The 19,486-nt window shown below is 71.0% G+C and carries 17 protein-coding genes; 14 read left to right on the forward strand and 3 right to left on the reverse strand.

Translation table 11 applies throughout. From position 1 onward, the window contains the following. Positions 1-1,461: 1,461 nt before the first annotated feature. Together ACLQ28_RS32975 and ACLQ28_RS32980 are read right to left on the reverse strand one after the other, a co-directional pair. Positions 1,462-2,355, reverse strand: a complete 894-nt coding sequence (locus ACLQ28_RS32975; protein ID WP_425690168.1) for an IS982 family transposase — start codon at positions 2,353-2,355, stop codon at positions 1,462-1,464. A 61-nt stretch (positions 2,356-2,416) separates the two neighbouring features. Then, positions 2,417-3,130, reverse strand: coding sequence for a hypothetical protein (locus ACLQ28_RS32980; RefSeq protein ID WP_425690169.1), 714 nt, complete (start codon positions 3,128-3,130; stop codon positions 2,417-2,419). 544 nt (positions 3,131-3,674) lie between these two features. Here ACLQ28_RS32980 and ACLQ28_RS32985 point away from each other — a divergent pair. The 6 genes from ACLQ28_RS32985 to ACLQ28_RS33010 all read left to right on the forward strand — a co-directional run bounded on the left by ACLQ28_RS32985 (position 3,675) and on the right by ACLQ28_RS33010 (position 9,416). Then, complete coding sequence (locus ACLQ28_RS32985; RefSeq protein WP_425690170.1) at positions 3,675-4,466, forward strand: hypothetical protein; 792 nt, start codon at positions 3,675-3,677, stop codon at positions 4,464-4,466. 418 nt (positions 4,467-4,884) lie between these two features. Continuing rightward, positions 4,885-5,223 carry a pilin gene (locus ACLQ28_RS32990; RefSeq protein ID WP_425690171.1) on the forward strand — a complete coding sequence of 113 codons (339 nt, stop codon included), beginning with the start codon at positions 4,885-4,887 and terminating at the stop codon, positions 5,221-5,223. Between the two features lies 1 nt (position 5,224). Continuing rightward, complete coding sequence (locus ACLQ28_RS32995) at positions 5,225-6,475, forward strand: conjugal transfer protein TrbL family protein (protein WP_425690172.1); 1,251 nt, start codon at positions 5,225-5,227, stop codon at positions 6,473-6,475. Further along, positions 6,472-6,693, forward strand: coding sequence for a hypothetical protein (locus ACLQ28_RS33000; protein WP_425690173.1), 222 nt, complete (start codon positions 6,472-6,474; stop codon positions 6,691-6,693). The genes ACLQ28_RS32995 and ACLQ28_RS33000 overlap by 4 nt, the downstream gene beginning before the upstream one ends. Beyond that, positions 6,680-7,642, forward strand: a complete 963-nt coding sequence (locus tag ACLQ28_RS33005) for a PrgI family protein (RefSeq protein WP_425690174.1) — start codon at positions 6,680-6,682, stop codon at positions 7,640-7,642. The genes ACLQ28_RS33000 and ACLQ28_RS33005 overlap by 14 nt, the downstream gene beginning before the upstream one ends. Next, positions 7,620-9,416, forward strand: coding sequence for a VirB4 family type IV secretion system protein (locus tag ACLQ28_RS33010; RefSeq protein ID WP_425690175.1), 1,797 nt, complete (start codon positions 7,620-7,622; stop codon positions 9,414-9,416). Before ACLQ28_RS33005 ends, ACLQ28_RS33010 begins: the two co-directional genes overlap by 23 nt. A gap of 156 nt (positions 9,417-9,572) precedes the next feature. On the opposite strand, the gene ACLQ28_RS33015 is transcribed toward ACLQ28_RS33010, so the two are convergent. Beyond that, complete coding sequence (locus ACLQ28_RS33015) at positions 9,573-10,226, reverse strand: LysE family translocator (protein WP_425690176.1); 654 nt, start codon at positions 10,224-10,226, stop codon at positions 9,573-9,575. A gap of 314 nt (positions 10,227-10,540) precedes the next feature. Between ACLQ28_RS33015 and ACLQ28_RS33020 the strand changes: the two genes are divergently transcribed. The 8 genes from ACLQ28_RS33020 (at position 10,541) to ACLQ28_RS33055 (ending at position 19,469) form a co-directional block, all read left to right on the forward strand. Continuing rightward, a complete protein-coding gene (locus tag ACLQ28_RS33020; protein ID WP_425690177.1) occupies positions 10,541-13,084 on the forward strand; it encodes a helicase HerA domain-containing protein in 2,544 nt (847 codons plus the stop codon). 243 nt (positions 13,085-13,327) lie between these two features. Next, positions 13,328-14,305 (forward strand): replication-relaxation family protein, encoded by a 978-nt coding sequence (locus tag ACLQ28_RS33025; RefSeq protein WP_425690178.1) that lies wholly within the window; start codon positions 13,328-13,330, stop codon positions 14,303-14,305. A 578-nt stretch (positions 14,306-14,883) separates the two neighbouring features. Continuing rightward, complete coding sequence (locus ACLQ28_RS33030) at positions 14,884-15,546, forward strand: hypothetical protein (protein WP_425690179.1); 663 nt, start codon at positions 14,884-14,886, stop codon at positions 15,544-15,546. Between the two features lie 90 nt (positions 15,547-15,636). Beyond that, positions 15,637-16,401, forward strand: coding sequence for a GGDEF domain-containing protein (locus ACLQ28_RS33035; protein WP_425690180.1), 765 nt, complete (start codon positions 15,637-15,639; stop codon positions 16,399-16,401). 280 nt (positions 16,402-16,681) lie between these two features. Then, positions 16,682-17,104, forward strand: coding sequence for a hypothetical protein (locus ACLQ28_RS33040; RefSeq protein ID WP_425690181.1), 423 nt, complete (start codon positions 16,682-16,684; stop codon positions 17,102-17,104). A gap of 35 nt (positions 17,105-17,139) precedes the next feature. Continuing rightward, entirely contained in the window at positions 17,140-17,889 is a 750-nt protein-coding gene (locus tag ACLQ28_RS33045; RefSeq protein WP_425690182.1) for a hypothetical protein, read from the forward strand. 148 nt (positions 17,890-18,037) lie between these two features. After that, the gene (locus ACLQ28_RS33050) at positions 18,038-18,391 is read left to right on the forward strand and encodes a hypothetical protein (RefSeq protein WP_425690183.1); all 354 of its coding nucleotides are present in this window, start codon (positions 18,038-18,040) and stop codon (positions 18,389-18,391) included. A 64-nt stretch (positions 18,392-18,455) separates the two neighbouring features. Beyond that, the gene (locus ACLQ28_RS33055) at positions 18,456-19,469 is read left to right on the forward strand and encodes a DUF4192 domain-containing protein (RefSeq protein WP_425690184.1); all 1,014 of its coding nucleotides are present in this window, start codon (positions 18,456-18,458) and stop codon (positions 19,467-19,469) included. Positions 19,470-19,486 lie beyond the last annotated feature (17 nt).

Raw genomic sequence — 19,486 nt, forward strand, 5'->3', positions numbered from 1 at the left:
GCCAGGCCACCCTCGACGCAGCTCACGCCGCGCACCCAGACAGGTTCAACCACCGGCCCCGCGCACCCAAACTCCCCGACCAAGTGTGGATCAACCAGCCAGCCCAACAGGCACAGACCGTCTCAGTTTGACTTGACAACTACCGCATGGCCGGCGAGATAGGTAGCGAGCACCTGCCGCTCTTGGCGGCTGAGGCTCTGGCGGAGGGCTTCGATAGTCCGGCGTTGCGGGAGCTTGCTGGGCTTTCTCGCACCGATGTGCGTGAGGCGCGGGACTTGTTCGTACGTGCCGCCAGAGAGCTCGGTGCGGCTGTCCCCGACGAGGACGCCTGCCCAGAGGACCTGGTGCTGTATTGGGCTTCGCGGATGGTGGACGGCAGCGTTGGGCCCGCTGCAGGTGCCAACTGCATCGTCAGTCATGGGGAAGCCTTGGGCTGGCCGGATCGACTCTCGCACCTGCTCGGCCTCGCTTCTGTGTGGGATGACTGGCCGGAGGGTCGGGACGAGACGGAGCGAAGCATGCTGGCGGGGGCGCGCGCCCTGCTTGCCGAGGGACTCCCCACCAGTCCTCATCCAGTCCTCAAGAGGTCGACCCTCGGCCGTGGACACTGACAGATGTCGAGAGCAATTTCCGCAGGCCAAGCAGGGTTCGGGCAGGTAGGGCAAGGTAAGCAACTTGATCTCATAACCCCTCGGTCGACCGTGCCCGCTGCGTGCCCGTTGGTATGGGCGACGGCGGTCAACGGCGGTCAACGGCGGTCAACGGCGGTCAGCTCCTGGACGTGGCAGCCAGGGTGGCGGCGCAGGTCAGGCCAGCTCACTGCCGAGCAGCTTCTGCCCGTGTCCACACTTCCTAAACCGTGCGCTGCGGTCATCGAGCGTGTCAGCGTCGGGGACCAAGTAGGGACCACACGGCCTGCGCGATGGTGCGCGGCACGACGTCGACCGCACGGCCTGATCTTGGGGATAGCGTGTGTGACGTGCGTGGACGTGTGACGAAGCGTCCTGGGGGTCAAGGGGTCGTCGGTTCGAATCCGGCCGTCCCGACGCAGGTGAGGGGCCATCTCGGAAGATCGAGACGGCCCCTTTGTCGTACCTGGGTGACTAACTGAGTGACTACGCCTGAGAGTCGAAGATCCGGTCCATGGAGACTGCGCCGCCCAGGAGCACCGGCCGTAGTTGGTGCCGGTAGACGCTCCCGCGCGGACGCTTGTCCGTCCCCAGCGAGCCGTATCGAGCACCCGTCGACTATCTATGATGTGTCGCGACATGATGCCAGAACATTCCTGAACCCGTCGTCGCGCATCCCTCCGGGTACTCAGCGCCGGCCTTGAGTCGCCACCACGCGGAAGTTGACCAGTCGCCAGACGAGCGTGGATGTGGCGTGCTGGACACAGCTTTTCGGCGAGACGTCACGGCAGGGACCACCGCGTGCCCCTAGACGAGTAAGTCCGAAGTCTGGTCAGTGGTCGTAGGCGATCAAGGACCTGGTCACGGGTTGGCCGGTGGCCCGGTTGTGCCAGATCGCGGCGGTCATCGCGAGGAGGCGCTGGGCGACCCGGGCGGCTACCCCTTCGATGCTGCGTCCGCCGTGCAGTTCGAGGTCGAGTTGCCCTTTCAGCGTGTCGTTGACGGACTCGATGAGCTGCCGGATCGGTTTCAGTAGGTGCTCGTCCGGGCGTGGGACGCGGTTGCGGTACGACGGTCTGAGCAATCGCACCCCACGTTCTGCCAGCCACCGGTCCAGTTCCGCGGACACGTATCCCTTGTCCGCGACGATCAGCAGGCCTGGACGCTCGGCGATGAGGTCGGGGTCGTGGTCAAGGACAGCCATCAGGACCTGACGTTCGTCGACCTTCGGTGTCGCCAGGGCCCAGGTGATCGGCAAGCCGGCCGGGGTGCAGATCAGATGCAACCGCAGTCCCCAGAAGAACCGCGAGTGCGAGGCGCAGTAGCCGTAGCCGGCCCACCCGGCCAGATCCGAGCGTTTCACCGTCGGCCTGGACCGGCCGCACTCGACCGGCGTCGAGTCGACCACCCAGGTAGCGTCGGTCCACAGGTCGGTGTCCGCCGCGACCACGCGGATCGCTCGTTTGAGCAGAGGCACCGCCGCACGCAGCCGCTTGTTGTAGCCGGACTGCCCGGGCAGGTACGGAAACGCCCCAGGCAGATGCCCCGGGACGAACCGCAGCCAACGGGCTTCGGACCGCACACCGAGCAGGGCCTGCGCGACGGCCAGGGTCAGCAACTCCGCGTCAGAGAGCTTCGGTGGCCTACCGGTCCGGCGAGGACGCCCAAGCCAGTCGTCGATCTTCACGTACAGTGCGGTCAGAAGGGTGTTGAGGTCGGTCGTCACAAACTGATCCTCAACACCCTTCGTCTATCTCCACCACCCAGGGGCGTTAGGACTTACTCGTCTAGTCATGCCACTGCCCTGCGGTGAAGACCATCAGCTGTGAGGAGTAGATGCCGCCCTCGTCGGCCCGCGACTTCTCCCGCGATGCCTCGGCCTCACTGGCGTAGTAAAGGAATTCGTCGCCTTCGCCGGTACCGCGGACAGCGACGATGTGCAGCACGTGGTTCAGGCCCGCGGCGCGGGCAGCGGGCAGGAGTTCGTCGAGGTGCTCGGCGTATGTTGTGCCGGGTTGGCCCGGTGCCGCGGAGCTGACGGCGGCGATGGCGCAGGCGTCGGTTTTCATGATGAGCCGGCAGGCGGTGAACAGGTCGGTGACCGCGGACGGTGTGCTGATGTGCCGTGGTGGCCATCGCAGGACGGCGAGGTTGACCGGGCCGATGAGCGTGTCGAGGTCGGCGACCGCGGTGGGATCGGTGATGGACAGGTACGAGCGGGATGTGCGGACGCTGGCGTGTTCCACCGTCGGGTCACTGTCGAAGTCGACGACCGTGTCGCCGCGCCGGGTGTATACGAGGATGAGTCGCTGCGCCAGACGCGACGCAAGTTGGCCGCCGGGGGCGGCGCTGGGGTCGGTGTCGTCACGGTCGTCGAGGCGCCAGACGGTGATCGGGACATCACCGACGAGGGCCGCCTCGTTGTTATGCTGTCGCGCCTCGTGGTGGAACGGGTTCGGGCAGGTTGCGCCATTCGGCGCGGGGTCAGGTGCAGCAGGCATGTGGGGGTGGCTCCCGCGCTGGTTGGCCGTGTTCGCATCTACAAATGGCTCGGCCGTCCCGGCTCAGAGCTCGCGGTGGCGTGGTCGGCTACCCAACGGGCGCCCAACAGCGTGCGGGGATGTTGGCTGTAGCTCCTCAACAGACCACGCGGGTCTGCCTGACAATGGGTCGGGCACCAACCCAACGGCCACAGGTGCTGGGCAACAGCATCGGGTGGTCGGCTGTGAGATGGGGTGGCGACACCTGCTCTTTATGTTCGGACCCTCACCGCTGAGCGTTCCGTGGTGGCTAGGGTCCGGCCGTTCATCGACTCGCGGGTCTTCCCTGGCCAACAGCGTCTAACAGGGCGGTGAGCTGGGCTGTTGGGCTGTCGACGTCGGACGTCGCCCTCCCGTTGGCTGTTGGGTGGACATGTGCCCTGAGCAGGCCCAACGGGGGTCTCGGCCCTGCTCGGTTGGTCGTGGCCTGTTCGGTAGCCGTGCGCGGATAGGGGTCTCGCACTGCCGACACGGTGCGGTGCCTGAGCGCTTCGCAAGGGATGCCATGTCTACTCGATCTTGGCCGTCATCGCCGCTGGCCGCGGCGAGTCGTGCCTTCACCCTGCTGGTGCAGCCGCCGACCCAGATGGGATTCGATGGTCGCGGGTTCGACGGCCTGCCGGATGAGATCCTGCCGCTGCAACGGCTCCGCGTGCTGCTGCTGCAGCCGCAGACCAGCGTTGAGGTCCGCGACGCGGTGTGGCGTGAGCTGGTTTTCCGCGCTCGCCGGGACGGCCCGGCGTGGGTGGTGGTCGCGGTCGGTGTTGCCCTGCCGGGCCTGCGGCACATCGCCGGACTTCTCGCGGCGGGGTGGCGTGGGGACACCCGTGACCTGGACGCGGAGCTGCTGGTCGGGTTCATCGAACGACTCGCGACCATCGACGTGGAACCGCCGCGGGTGGTCGGCCGGCTCATCGACGCTGGTCTGCGCAAGGCTCGCAAAGCCCGCGACGCGGACTCTGACGCCCAGCTCATCCGCATTGACGCGACCGGGCCGATCGCGCCTGTTCAGCCGTGGGATCACCCGGACCTGGTCCTGGCCAGGGCCGTCGCGGCCGGGGTCATCGACGCCGATGAGGCGAACCTGATCGCGGCGACTCGCCTGGAGAACGCCACGCTCGCGCAGGCAGCGGCACGCCTGGGTATCACCGCCAGTCTGGCCTCGTCGTGGCGGTTGAAGGCCGAACGTCGGCTTTTGGAAGCGATTCGCGGGGGTGACCTCGCGTTCGTGTCGTTGCGGCCTCGTCGACGCCGCCGCGCTGCCGTGACGCCCCACCGGGCCGTTGCGACTCAATAGCGGGTCGCTGCCACTGACGACCGCATGACCACCGCCCACCAGCGTCACTGCCACGGACTCCGCGACTCAACGTCCGGTCGCCGCGACCCACCAGCGCACGGCCGTCGCCCAACAGCACGTCGCTGCCGCGGGTGCGACCCAACAGCGGCCGCCTGTTGGGTCGCTGTTGGGTCGCCGCGACGCGGCGGACGCGGTGTTGGCCACCCAACAGCGGGCCCTTGGTGGGTAAGACATCGGACCGAGAGGCGGCCGGTGTCGGCGCCCCGGGGATCGGGGCGCGGCCGGCCTGAGTGGCCGTGTTCGCACCCGATCACCTCACGGCTGGAAGGAGCGACGCTCCCACGGCCCGCCCTGATTCCCGGTGGCGCACCTCAACCCCAATCAAAGCCCTGCGTACGCGGGGCGGGAGGTGCTCACGATGGTCCGCCACATCCTCTACCGCACCATTGCGGTCATGGTCGTGTTCCTGGCGACCGTGGCCGGCTCGGCCCCGGCGTACGCGGCCGAGCCGCACATCGTGGCCGCCAACTCGCTACCCGTGGTCATCAGCAATATCACCACCTGGATCGTCGGGATCCTCATCGGCGTCGCCACCCTGTTCCTGACCATCGGCGGGCTGCGCTACCTCGCGGCAGGCGGGGACCCGACCGAGGTGGAAAAGGCAAAGTCCGCGCTCAAGAGCGCGCTGATCGGTTACGCCCTGGCCGTGCTCGCCCCCATCCTGCTCGCCATCGTGCAGGGCTGGGTGGGGGGCTGAGGTGGACGACTGGCTCGTCGGCCAATTCATCAATCCCGTCATCGGGTGGTTCGCCGAGACCATCCTCGGCGCGTTGGCCGTTCTGTGGGACCTGCTGGCCGCCACGGTGTTCGTCAGCCCCGACGTCACGCAGCTGCCGCAGGTCACCGCGTTCGCTGACACGTCGCTGGCCATCGTGAACACCTGCTACGTGCTGGCGTTCCTGTGGGTGGCGGTCCTGGTGATGGGCCGCGACACCATCCAGTCCCGGGTGGGGCCAGGGGAACTCATCCCCCGGCTGGTCATCGGCCTGATCGCGGCCAACTTCGCCATCCCGATCTGCTCCACCGCGATCGAGTTGGTCAACGCATTCACCGCAGCCCTGACCGGGCAGGACATCACCGCGCCCGGCTCGCTGCAGCAGCTGCGCGCCATCACGGCCGCGGCGCTGACCGGGCAGACGGGAATGAGCCCGGTCGGGTTCCTCCTCATCCTGATCGGAGGGCTCATCACCGTGCTGCTCGGCATGCTTATCGTGCAGTGGATCATCCGGTTGGGGTTGCTGGTCATCACCGTGGGCATCGCCCCGATCGCCTTGGCCCTGCACGGCACTGCACAGACCGAGGGCGCGGCGAAGCTGTGGTGGCGGACCCTGCTCGGTTGTCTGGGGACGGTCACCCTGCAGGCCGTTGCCCTGCACACCACGTTGCGGATCTTCCTGGCCCCGGACGCTAACCTCCCGGTCCTCGGTCTGCCCGGCGACCCCGGCGCGGTGATGAACCTGCTCATCGTCGTCTGCCTGCTCTGGGGCGTGGTCAAGATCCCCGCGCTGATGAGGCGGTACGTCACGCAGAGCCGGCCGAACCCGATGGGCACGGTCCTGCGGGTCGTGCTCGTGCAGCAACTGACCAGGGGCCTGCCCCGCGCGGTCGGTTCCAGAGGCAGGGCCGCCCGCGTCGCCGGCCCACGAGGCGGCGGCCCGGGCCTGGGCGGGGCGGGCGCGGCGACCCGGCCGTGGCCGGTGAGCACCGGCGGGGGAGGAGGAGCGCGACCCCGCCCCGCCCCGTTCTCCCCATCACCGTACGTCGGCGGATCCGCACCCCGACCGGTTCCGCAGCCGTCGGGCGCCGGTCCCGGCCGCGCCGGTACCGCCTACCCCACGGGCCGCTCCGTGCGTCCGTACCGCCGCGACGACATCACCGGCGGTGTTGACCTCTACACCCGTGCGATGAAGGCCCGCGCCGGCTCCCCCTCTCGAAAGGCACCCCGATGACCACCACCTGCCCTGCCTCGCGCCCGGACACCAAGGTCACCGACTCCACCCCCATACGGGACACGTCCACCATCGTCGCCATCGCCTGGCCCACTGGTCGGCCAATCCACCGATACACCGCCGCTGAGATCGCCGACGGCGTGGACGTCTACACCCAAGCGATGAAGGCCCGTGCCGCCGGCACCACAGAACAGGGACACCACGATGCGCCCGAATGACGACACCACCCCGCACGCCCGCATTCCCGCTGACGTCGACACCCCCGACAAGATCGTCTACGGGTTGACCGCGCGGCAGTTGGCCATCTTGGCGGTGGCCGCAGTGCTCGGCTACGGCACCGTCCGGTCGGTGGGGACGCTGCTGCCGCAGCCGGTCCTGATCGCGGTCCTCACCCCGCTCGCCGGTGCGGCCATCGTGCTGGCCCTGGGACGCCGCGACGGCCTGTCCATGGACGCCTGGCTGATAGCCGCCCTCCGACACCACCGCAGTCCCCGGCGGCTGGCCCCGGCCGCGACCGGTCGACCGGCCACGGTGCCGGCCTGGGCGCCGGCCACCGGAACGCCCCCCACCGCGGTACCGGTACTACGGCTACCGGCGACGGCCATCAGCGACACGGGTGTCATCGACGTCGGGACACACGCGGTGGCGCTGGTCGCCTGCACCACCGTGAACATCGGGCTGCGCACCGGCGACGAGCAAGCCGCCCTGATCGGCAGCTACGGACGGTGGCTCAACTCGCTGTCCGGGCCGGTGCAAATCGTGATCTCCGCGCAGCGCGTCGATCTGTCCAGCCACGCCCACCGCATCGCTGAGAACACCGAGACGATCGCCCATCCGGCGCTGGCCGGCGCTGCTCGCGACTACGCCCGCTTCCTCGAGGACCTCGCGGCGCGACGGGACCCGCTGTGGCGCACCGTCACCGTCGCGGTCACCGCCGCCGGCGACAAGGGCCGCGACACCGAGGTCCTGCGCCGCGCCGCGCACGCCGCGTCGGCGCTGTCCGCGCTCGGGGCGCAGACCAGCGTTCTGGACGGCGGCCGAGCGGCCGCGGTGCTGACCTGCGCCACCAACCCCTACACCCCGGCCGACGTCACCTGGGCTCGTGCCCTGCCGGACGCGGCCATCACCGGAGCAGGAGACTCACATGCCCCCACTGCCAGGGCGTAAGCCCGCCAGCGCTGACCCGAGCCCGGCCGATGCGGCCGGGCTCGCGGCCGTTCTGGGCCCGGCCGGGATCGAGAACACACCCCGCTACCTGCGCGTCGGTGACGGATACGCGGCCACGGTGATCGTGACGGGTTACCCCGCCGAAGTTGGACCGGCCTGGTTGGAGCCCCTGCTGGCCTGGCCGGGCCGGCTCGACGTTGTCGTCTACATCGACCCCCTCACACCGCACACGGCCGCCGCCCGGCTGCGTAAGCAGCGGGCCCGGCTGGAATCCAACCGGCGCACCGACGCGGAGAAGGGCCGCCTCAGCGACCCAATCGCCGAGGCCGCCGCCGACGACGCCGCAGAGCTGGCCGACCGGATCGCCCGCGGCCACAGCAAACTGTTCCGCGTCGGCCTGTACCTGTGCGTGCACGCCACCACCCTCGATGACCTCGACGAGGCAGTCGCGCACGTGCGGGCCACCGCCGCGTCGGTCCTGCTCGACACCCAACCGGCGACGTGGCGGCACCTGCAGGGCTGGACCACCACCCTGCCCCTGGCTACCGACGGGATCACCATGCGCCGGGTGATGGACACCGACGCGGTCGCCTCGGCGTTCCCCCTCGCCTCGGCGGACCTGCCGGCGCCGCTGCCCGGTGAGCCCGGCGCCACCGGCGGGATGCTCTACGGCCTCAACTCCGCCAGCAACGGCATCGTCTGGTGGGACCGATGGGCGCAGCACAACGCCAACAGCGTCGTCCTCGCCCGATCCGGGGCCGGCAAGAGCTACTTCGTCAAGCTCGAAGTGCTCCGCTCCCTCGCCGACGGTGTGCACGTGGCGGTGATCGACCCCGACAACGAGTACATCCGTCTCGCCGACGCCGTCGGCGGAGTCACGATCGCCCTCGGCGTCGGCGGGGTCCGGCTCAACCCCCTCGACATTCCGCCCGGGGACCGCCGCCCGCAGGCACGCACCTACCGGGCGCTGTTCCTGCACACCCTGATCGCGGTGCTGCTGGGACAGCAGCCGCCGCCGTCGGAACGGGCCGCGTTGGACAAGGCGATCAACGACGCCTACGACCAGGCGGGCATCTCCAACGACCCCGCCACCTGGCGCCGGCAGGCCCCGCTGCTACGCGACGTCGCCACCGCGCTCACCGATCAGCGCACCGACGCCGCCGACACCCTCGCCGCCCGGCTGACGCCGTGGACCACCGGATCGTTTCGGGACCTCTTCGACGGTCCCACCACCACCGTCCCGAACGGACAGTTGCTGTGCTGGTCAACCCGGCAGCTCGCCGACGAACTGCGCGCCCCTGGCATGCTCCTCGCGCTGGACGCGATCTGGCGTGAGGTCGACACCCCGGCCATCCGCTCTGCGCAGACGCCCCGGCGGCTCGTCGTCGTCGACGAAGCGTGGACTTTGCTGCGCGACGGTGAGGGCGCCCGGTTCCTGTCCCGCCTCGCGAAGTCCGCCCGTAAACGTCGGGCCGGGCTGGCGGTCATCACCCAGGATGTCGGGGACCTGCTCGGCTCCGACCTCGGGCAGGTGGTCATCGCGAACGCCGCCACCCAGGTGCTGCTGCGGCAGGCACCGCAGGCGATCGACGTCATCGCCGACGTGTTCGGCCTGACCGCCGGCGAAGCCCGGGTACTGCTCGGCGCCGGCCGCGGCGAAGGCTTGCTGATCTCGGGCACCCACCGGGTGGGTTTCCAAGCGGTGGCCTCCCCGCAGGAGCACCGACTGTGCATCGGAGACCTGGAGTTCGCTGATTCTGAGGGCGATTCCTAACGAACCCAGGGGTCAGCTCCGGCTTGTGAGCATGGAATGACCCCCAGGTTCTATCCTTCCGTCGAAGGTCGGGGGGACCTACGCGGCGGACCGCCCGGCATCCGCTTCTGCGGGGATTTGAGTGCGGCCGCCCTGGGGTCCCTGACCGCCGGTGGATCACGGCGTGGCGGTGACCACCGCGCGGGACCGGTCTGCGGCGATCCGCACCGCCATGGCGCCGAGCACGGTGCCCATCACATAGCGCTGGGCCTTCAACCAGCCCGGCCGGTTACCGAGGAATCGGGAGATCGACCCCGCAGACATCGCGATCAGGCCGTTCACGGTGATCGCGATGGTGATCTGGACCAAGCCGAGCGTAAAGCTCTGCGCCGCGACGCTGCCCCGGGCCGAGTCGACGAACTGGGGGAGCAGCGAGACGTACATGATGGCGATCTTGGGGTTGAGTAGGTTGGTGACCAGGCCCATCGTGAACAGCTTCCCGGGCCGGTGCACCGGCAGCGCCTTGGGCGCGAACACCGACTTGCCACCAGGCCGCACCGCCTGGAACGCCAGCCACAGCAGATACGCGGCGCCGGCCAGCTTCAGCGCCGTGTAGACCGCCGGCACCAGGGCGAAGATCGTGGCTACGCCGGCCGTGGCGGCGACCAGGTAGACGAAGAAGCCGCAGGCCACCCCGGCGAGCGAGGTCAGGCCGGCCCGGCGGCCCTGGGTCACGGTCCGCGAGACCAGGTAGATCATGTTCGGGCCGGGGATGAGCACCATGCCCAGCTCGATAGCGGCGACGCCCAGCACGGCGTTGAGGGTGACCATGGCGCGACCCTACGCACCGCACCGCCCGCCGCCAGCGACGCCGCCCGCCGCCGGCGACCCGGATCACACCTTGCTGAGTTTCCAGACCAACGGCCGGGCTGGTGAACGTCACAGTCCGGTCGGCGCAGGTGCAGCCCGGGGCATGACGTCGAACTTCGCTCGATCCCGAGCCGGCCGCCGTTCAACCGGCCGGCAGTCGACGAGTGACACCCGACCGGCCGCGACACGACCACCCATCCGAGGGGTCACGGGCGGCCAGCCCGCAACGGCCACGCCCGACCCCCTTTGTCCGTGCTCTCGGAGGGATCCGACCGATGACATTCAGCATCGATTTCGCGTTCATCACCGCGGGTGTTGGCACACCCGCGCCCGCTCCCACCCCACCGCCGGCCCCGCCGTTGCCCGGCCCGTCGCAGTGGCTGCACGACACCGCCGCCGCTGCCGTCGACTGGTGCCGGGACCGGCCCTGGCTCGCGCTGCTCGCCGTGCTGCTCATCGCCGCCGGCTTCGCGGCTCGCGCCGTGGTGGCCGGCCGCTGGCACGCCCGGATGGCCCGGCACGCCCAGCTGATCACCATCAACCCGCCGCCGCAGGTCGACCCGGGCGGCGCCGCCACCCTCTGGGCCACCCTCGCCGAGGTCCTGCACACCGGCTGGCGACGCCGGCTGCGCGAGGGCCGCCCCCACCTCGCCGTCGAGTACCGGTGGAGCGGCCGGGAACTCACCATCGCGCTCTGGGTGCCCCGCACCGTCCACCACGCGTCGATCCAGGCCGCGATCCGCGGCGCCTGGCCTGGCGCGGCGTGCACCGTCACCGACGCCACCCCGCCGCTGCCCGTGGACGCGCTCGCCGTCGGTGGCGCACTCGCCCCCACCTTGGCGCCCTGGTACCCGCTGCACACCGATCACGACACCGACCCGCTGCGCACCCTGATCGCCGTCGCGTCCGGCCTGCGCGCCGCCGAGTCAGCCTGCGTGCAGGTCCTGGCTCGGCCCGCCACCGTCCGGCAGATCCGAGTCCTGCGCCGCGGCGTGCAGAGCCTGCGCACCGGGCGGGCACCGCGGAACCTGCTCGACCCCGCCACCTGGCTGCGCGCCGTCCTCGACCTCAGCCTGGAGGTGTTCACCACCGGCCGGCGGCCCTCGACATCAGCACCGCACACACCCGTACCCGGCGGCGACCCGCGGCGCGAGCGTGACGGGCGCGCCGGCATCGACAAGCTCACCGGCACCCCGTGGGAGGTCGCGCTGCGCTTCGGTGTCGCGCACCGCAACCCCCGCGGCAACGACCCCAACACCCTCACCCCACGGCTGGTCGCCCTCTCTGACGGTGTCGCGTCGGCGTTCGGATCCTGGACCGGCCGCAACCGGCTGCGCCGGCTGCCCCTGCACCATCCGGCCCGCGTCCTGGCCGCCCGGGTGCTGCGCCGCGGATTCCTGCTCTCCGTCGCCGAGCTGGCCACAATCGCGGCACTGCCGCAGGACATCGCCGTGCCCGGTCTGGACCGGGCCCGCGCCAAGCCGATGCCCGCACCCGTCGCCGTCCCTACCGGAGGACGCGGCACGAAGGTCCTCGGCCGCGCCGACGTCGGCGGCCACTCCGTGGCCGTGACCGTCACCGACGCCCGCCAGCACCTGCACGTGCTCGGCTCCACCGGCTCCGGTAAGAGCACCCTGCTGCTCAACATGATCCTCGACGACATCCACGCCCGCCGTGGCGTCGTCGTCATCGACCCCAAAGGCGACCTGGTCCTCGACCTGATCGACCGGATCCCCACCAGCCACGCCAACCGGCTGACCATCATCGACCCGAACCAGCCGGCCGGCACCACCCTCAACCCGCTGCAGGGCGACGACCACGATCTGGTCGTCGACAACATCGTGTCGATCTTCGGGCGGATCTTCGCCAAGCACTGGGGACCCCGCATCGACGACACCCTGCGCGTGGCATGCCTGACGCTGCTGCGCAAAGCCAACGCCACGCTGACGCTGATCCCGCCGCTGCTCAACGACAAAAAGTTCCGCCACGCGTTCACCCGAGACCTCGACGACCCGGAAGGCCTGCGCGGCTACTGGGAATGGTTCGAGTCGACCCCACCGCCGCTGCGGGCCCAGGTCATCGGCCCGGTCCTGTCCCGGCTGCGCGCCTTCCTGCTGCGCGACTTCGTCCGCCGCACCCTCGGCGCACCGCAGTCGAGCTTCGACATGCGCCGCGTCCTCGACGGCGGCATCCTGCTGGCCCGTCTTCCCAAGGGGCAGATCGGTGAGGAGACCGCCCGGCTGATGGGCAGCTTCGTCCTCGCCTCCGCCTGGCAGAGCGCCACCGGCCGCGCCCGGCTACCCGAAGCCGATCGCCGCGACTCCTTCGCCTACATCGACGAAGCCCACAATTTCCTCAACCTGCCGGGCTCGGTCGGCGACATGCTCGCCGAGGCCCGCGGCTACCACTTCGGCCTCGTCCTGGCCCACCAGAACCTGTCGCAGATGCCGCGCGACACCCAACTGGCCATTTCGGCGAACGCCCGTAACAAGGTGTTCTTCTCCTGCGCCCCCGAGGACGCCCACCAGTTGGCCCGGCACACGATGCCCGAGCTTGACGAGCACGACGTGTCGCACCTGGACGCCTACCGGGCGGCGTGCCGGCTCGTCGTCAACAGCCGCGAGACCGCGGCGTTCACCCTGCGGACGAACCCGCCGCGGCCGCTGATCGGGGAATCGACGGCGGTCCGGCAGGCCGCCGCGCCGTCCGTTGCCGGGAAGTCCGCACGACGGCCGGCGATCGCCCGGCTCGCTGGCGTGGCCAACCCGCCGGACGCTGATCCGGGTGACCCGCCAGCCATCTCACCGGACGGTGCGTGACCCGCAGGCGCGCCACCAGACGACGCCGCAATGGGGGAGCCGCTGAGGGATACCGCCAGCGGATGCCTGTCGCTGACCTCGTACCGGATCGAGGAGTCTCCTCGCCTGACATCCCGGTCATGGCCGCGCCAGGTCGGCCAGGACCCGATCGTGACGGCGGCCACCGACCCGGCCGGCACCGGGCGCCGTGCTGCCGGGCCGGTGGCCGCCCCTGCCCACCCAACAGCCCAGCTAGGAGCCGTCATGTCCGGTCACACCGAATCCCGACACCTCCCTGAGGGGGAGCCATCCACGGGGGACACGTCGTTGACTGCACTGCGTACGACCAACCCTCGTGCGACCCCTGCGCACACCCTCATCGACGTCTCTCATCGTCTGCGACCTCGCGACTACACCATCGCCGCGCTCCTCGACGAGCACGGCACCCTCACCACCGAGCACCTCACCTCCATCCTGTTCGCCAACCCCACCACCTGCCGCCACCGCCTGCACCTGCTGCGGCGCCTCGGCTTCATCGACCGGTTCATCCGCAACCGGCCAGGCGCACCCAACCCGGTGTGCTGGCTGCCCGGCCTGCTGTCCTCCCGGTACGTCGCCCTGTCCCGCGACGACACTCCACCGACCGCCCGAGCCTTGCGGGAACGTCAGGACCGCATCTACGCCAGCCCCACCCTGGAGCACCTGCTCGCGGTGAACGACGTCTTCGTCGCTCTGCTCGTGCGCGCCCGCCACCAGCCGGGTGCCGCGCTGACCCGCTGGTGGTCGGAGCGCAGCACCGCCGCGGCCTTCGGTCACCGCATCAAACCCGACGGCCACGGCGTCTGGACCGACGGTGACCAGGAAACCGGGTTCTTCCTCGAACTCGACCGCGGCACCGAGCCGATTGGCCGCCTCGTCGATAAGTTGGCGTCGCACCGCAAGCTGCACGCCGAGGGCGGCCCGCACTATCCGCTGCTGTTCGTCCTGCCCAGCCGACTACGCGAGCAGAACCTGCACCGCAGGCTCACCGACCGGCCGGAGCCCACTCTGATCGTCGCCACCACCTCACCGGAATCCGGGTCCGATCCGGCCGGACCGGTGTGGCGGCTCGCCGGTAACGGACGTCACCGGCTCACCCTGGCCGACCTGCCGAGCAGCCACGGCCCACCTGGCCCGCTGACCCCCGGACCGGCGCGACCGCAGGACCATCCGCTGCGCCTCGTCGTCGACGCCACCTCGTGACCAGGCAGGGGGAAGTTGTGCTGACACAGCCACGGGTACGGAGCGTTCAACGCCGGTGATCCTGGTGGTGGCCGAGGCGGCGTCAGCGGTGGAGCCGGGCGACGCAGGCCCGAGACACCCCATCGGGTTACCCAACGCCCAGGACGACGGCGGGTTGGCCAACAGGGCGCCACGCCGACCCAACAGCGTCGTGCCCGGCGGCGCCGTCCCACCGGCGCGTACCCGACAGCGCAGGTCAACCGGGGTCGTCGGCGGATCCGTACGGCCGGTGTCTGTTGGGTGATCGGGCTACGGTGAGGGCTCACATTGATTGAACCCCCTTACGCAGCACCATCCGGGCCCCGCCGCCCACGACCGCGGTCGCCACCGCCCACCCGCCACCTGGCCGGTCGGCCTGCGCCGCCCGTAGGCGTCTCGCCCACCCTCAGCACCACCTCACGCCGTTTCGGCGCCCACCGCGGATTCGTCCCGCGAGCCGCTGACCGCATCGCGGTCACGCCCTCCCTTCCCCACCTCACCTCCCTGGGACACCGCTCCCGGCATACCCGCGTCTCGCCACGCCCGTGCAAGGAGGAACCATGCCCCATGCGCCCCTGACCATCGTGTGCCTGCCTGACGGCACCCCCACCAACCGACTGGCCACCACCGCCGCGACCCGCCTCGCGGCTACGCCGCTGACCCCTCTCAGCAGCGTCAGGCACTTCATCACCCGCACCCGCTGGCACCGCGGCAGCCTGCTGCAGCCCTGGAAGAACACCGCCGCCGGTGGACCCGTCCGACATCTGGACCTCGAGACGATGCGCATCGCCGCCCGCGACGCCTTCTGGTGGCGCTGGCACATCTGGAACCAGGTCGTCGCCGGCACCCGGCCCGCCCAGCCCTACTGGACGTTCCTCGACCGGCACCGCGCCGACCCAGACAGGTACCCGATCGTCAAGGCCCGCACGCAGTACCTCGCCCAGCCTCGCATCGCGAGCATGCTCACCTACAACGCCCTGCCGACCCGGCTCACGGATCTGCCCACCAGTCACCTGGAGGCGCTGCAGACCGGCGCGCACAGCTACGCCCACGTCGGCTGGCTGCGCGCCGTGCCGGGTCGCAACTTCATCTGCCTCGACGGCACTCACCTGGTAGCCGCCAACGACCAGTACGTCACCCAGATGGCCTACCTCGCCGCGGTCAACCACCACATCAGCCTGCTGCACCACCGCGATGTTCTCGTGGCGCTCTCCACCCGCTGATTCCGTGCCGCACCCCGAACGAGCAGGCGAACCGGTCACACCGGTCCGCCTGCCGGCGTGCGCGCCCCCACATGGAAAGGAGAACCGTTCATGCGCTTCGCCCCACGGGCGACAGCCCTGCGCCGGATCCCGGTCGCCACCACGATCGTGGCCCAGGCCGTCCTGCTCTCTCTACTGCTCACCGGTCGCACCTCGGTGGCGGGCATCATCGCCACCGTCGGCATCACCCAATCGATCCTGCTGGCCCTGTCCCACCACCGTGTCGGGCACGCCGCGGACCGCATCGCCGACCTGGAAAGGGACCTCTCCGTCGCGTACCTCGACCCGGTCACCGGGCTCGCGGTCCGCCGCGTCGCCGAACACCATCTCATCGACGCCGCCGGCACTGAGCTGACCGTCGCGCTGATCGACGTCGACGGCATGCATGCCATCAACACCACCCACACCCACGACGGCGGTGACCGGTACCTCGCCGACCTCGCCGACCGACTCGAGAACGCCAGCCACACCGGCGACCTCGTCGCCCGCCTCGGCGGCGACGAATTCGTCCTCGTCACACCACGCGACCCGCAGACCCTCGCCCGGTCCCTGACCACCGCCCTCGCGCCGCCCATCACGATCGACGGCATCACCCGGCCGATGCGCGTCAGCATCGGCATCTGCCGCACACCCGGCGGGGACCCGCACCGTGCCCTCGGCCGGGCCGACCGGGCCATGTACACCGCGAAACGCCGCGGCGGCGGAATCGCGCACTACGACCCCATCCGCGACGGCGAGCCGCCCGCACCCGGCGTACGCCCGGCGGTGCGACACCGCGACCGCCGCCCCCACCGGCATCGCACCGGCGCCTCCTGACCCCACCCCGCGTCTCGTGGGCGCACAACGGGGTGCGGCCGCCCCACATCCGGCCGGGCCAGGGCGACGTCACGTACTGACGCCGCGCGGTGCTGCCGCGCGCTGACCGGCCCGGCTACCGCTGCGTCGCGCTGCCGCGACACGCGCGCCGGACAACGCCGGCACCCCTGCGTTCGATGCACCGGCCGCTGCCCGGCCTGACCACGTGATCACCGCACGCTCCCGGGCACGGCACCGCCGCCGTGTCCGGGTTCTTCATCCCTCCATGAAGGAGCCCGGCATGACCGATCTGTTCACGTCACCCTTCCTCCCCACGGCCGTGCTGCATGTGGGGCAGGCCGTCCACGTCAACGCCCGCGCCGCCTGGCTACCGGCCACCATCACTTCCCTGGCACCGGCGCGCGTCGGCGTCGACTACCGCATCCCCGCACCGCCCGGTCGCCGGCACACCGAGGCGGTCGCGGCCTGGCGGGTTCGGCCCGCCGACGGGGTGCGCCTGCGCCCGGTGCGCGAGCTGCGCGCCGGTGACGACGTGCTCGCCTTCGACGGCACCACCCGCACCGTCGCCGCCATCTGGCCCAGGCGCGACCGCTGGTGGGTCATCTCCCACGCCGACGGGGCCCGCGCGGTCGTACCGCCGACCGCTGTCCTGCGCCTGACCGACCCGACCCCGACGGTCAGCGTCCACGGCATCCCGCTGTGAGCACGCGCCGTCACCCATTCACGGAGGAACACCCGATGGGCAACCGAGCCGTCGTCACCATCACCGACCAACACGGGAACAGCCGCTCCTTCTGGGCCGGCTGGGGAAGCCCCGATTACCAGATACCGCACCTGGCCGACTTCGTCGCCTGGGCCGACCGGCATCAGCGGCCGCTGACCGTGGACAACTGGCTCGCCCACGCCGACACGTTCCCCGGCACACTGCCACGGCTGGAAGTCACCGGCACCACTGCCGCCCACGACACCTACATCGGTGACCTCGACTACCGCTATCAGTTGGTGCTGCACGACGACTCGCATGCGGTACGGCTGCGCGTGCAGCAGCTGCGCGGGCCAATGGGGCAACCGCAACCGCACCTGGTAGCCGACCTGACCCACGCCACCCTCTACGGGGAAGCGGCTCGGCTGTGCGAGCTGATGGCCGACCGCGCCCAACAGTGGGCCGACAGTCACGGCGGCACCGCGCCGCCGGGCAACGACCCCGACGGGTGGCGGCGCCGCGCCGCACAATTCCACGAGATCCACCAGTCGACGCCGGTGGTCGCGATCGGCGCGAACCTCGACGCCCGCCTCGTCGCGGCGAGCTTCGACGCGCCGCACCCGGCGATCCACCTCGCCGGGGTGTGGGTCTTCGCCTACGTCGACGCCGCAGGCGTACTGCAGCTGTCCGCGCGGCTGCAGGACGCGGCCGGGTGGCTGCGCCGCCCCGACGGCACCGTGCCGATGCGGGTCACCGTCGACGGTGAGCCTGTGTTCGACGCGTAACCACCATCGCACCCCCGCCGCGTAGAGCCGCCGACGGCGGGCTCGACGGGCGCACCTCTTCCGCCCCTGGCCGACGCCCGGCCACCACGTGTCGCCGGGCATGGCCAGACGGCCCTGCCCGGCGACCCCACCTCCATGGGGGTTGCGCATGGCGCACACCGCTTACACGTTCCTCGTGGTCGCCGAAGACGGCACCAGCCACGAACACCACATCCGGCAGCGCACCGGCCGGGCCGACACCTGGCTGCGCCGCGCGGTCGGCGCCGCGCCGACACCGATCCCGCTCGCCGCCGCACACCTGGTCGCCTGGTGCGACGCGCACGCACCGTCGGTGGGCCGCCGCCCCAACCCCGTCGCCGGTGCGCTCATCGCCCGTCTCGGCGGTGCCCGGCTGCCGCTGCTCGGCCCGATCGCCCTGACCGGCTACCAGGACGGCACCGCCCGCAGCCTCACCACCGCACAGGTCGACGCGGTACTGGCCGCTCTCGCCCACTGCCGCTGATTGCCCGACCGGCGGCCCCGGGTCGCCGGCCCATTTCTCACCGCATCGTCAAGGAGGACCCACCGTGGTCGCACCCCGCACGCTCCGACTCACCAGCCGCGACGACATCATCGTCGCGGTGCCCTACCTTCTCGGCTTCCACCCCACCGACAGCCTGGTCTGCATCGCCCTGAACGACCGGCGGATCCAGTTCGTCGCCCGACTCGACCTGCCCGAACCGTCCGCACTCGACGACTTCGCAGAGCCGGCCGCGCACACCGCCACCCTGGTGGCGCAGTACGCGCCGACGGTGATCCTCGTCGGCTACGGCCCGGCCGACCGCGTCGCACCCGCGACCGCCGCCCTGCGCACCGCGCTGCACGCGATCGACGTCGACGTGCCCGAGGTGCTGCGCGTCGACGACAACCACTACTGGTGCCTGTGCGGCGCCCCGGACTGCGCCGACGGCGTGGCGTATGACCCGTCCGCCAGCAGTGTCCCGGCGGAGGCCGTCTACCTCGGTATCGCACCGCTGCCGGACCGGGACGCGCTGCAGCAGCTGATCACCCCGGTGAGCGGGCCGGAGCGGACGCGGATGCGCGCCGCGACCGAGACGGCGCTGCGCCGGCTCGCCGGCATGCTCGCCGACGGCCGGGACCCCGCCGCTTCCGCCGGGCAGCAGCCGTCGCCGCTGGAGACGGTCGTGCACGACGGTGTCACGGCGGTGCGGCAGGCCTACGAGTGCGCCGTGCGCGGCGACGTCCTGTCCGACGACGACGTGGCGTGGCTGACCGCCGTGCTCATGGTCACCGAGGTACGCGACCACGCCTGGACCACCGGCGACGGCAGCGACGAGCAGCGGCGGCTGTGGATCGAGGTGACCCGACGGGCGATGCCGGAAACCAGCGCCGCCCCGGCGTGCCTGCTCGCCTGCACCGCGTACCTCAGCGGCGACGGTGCGCTGGCGAACATCGCCATCGAACGGGCCCTGCACGCCGATCCGGACTACCGGCTCGCGCACCTGCTCGGCCTCGCCCTGCAGGCCGGCGTGCCGCCGCACATCTGGCAGGCCGCCATCACCGGCACCACCACCGACTAACCGCCCCGTTCGGTGCC

The sequence above is a fragment of the Micromonospora sp. DT201 genome, assembly GCF_049841575.1.
In the GTDB taxonomy this organism is placed as follows: Bacteria; Actinomycetota; Actinomycetes; order Mycobacteriales; family Micromonosporaceae; genus Micromonospora.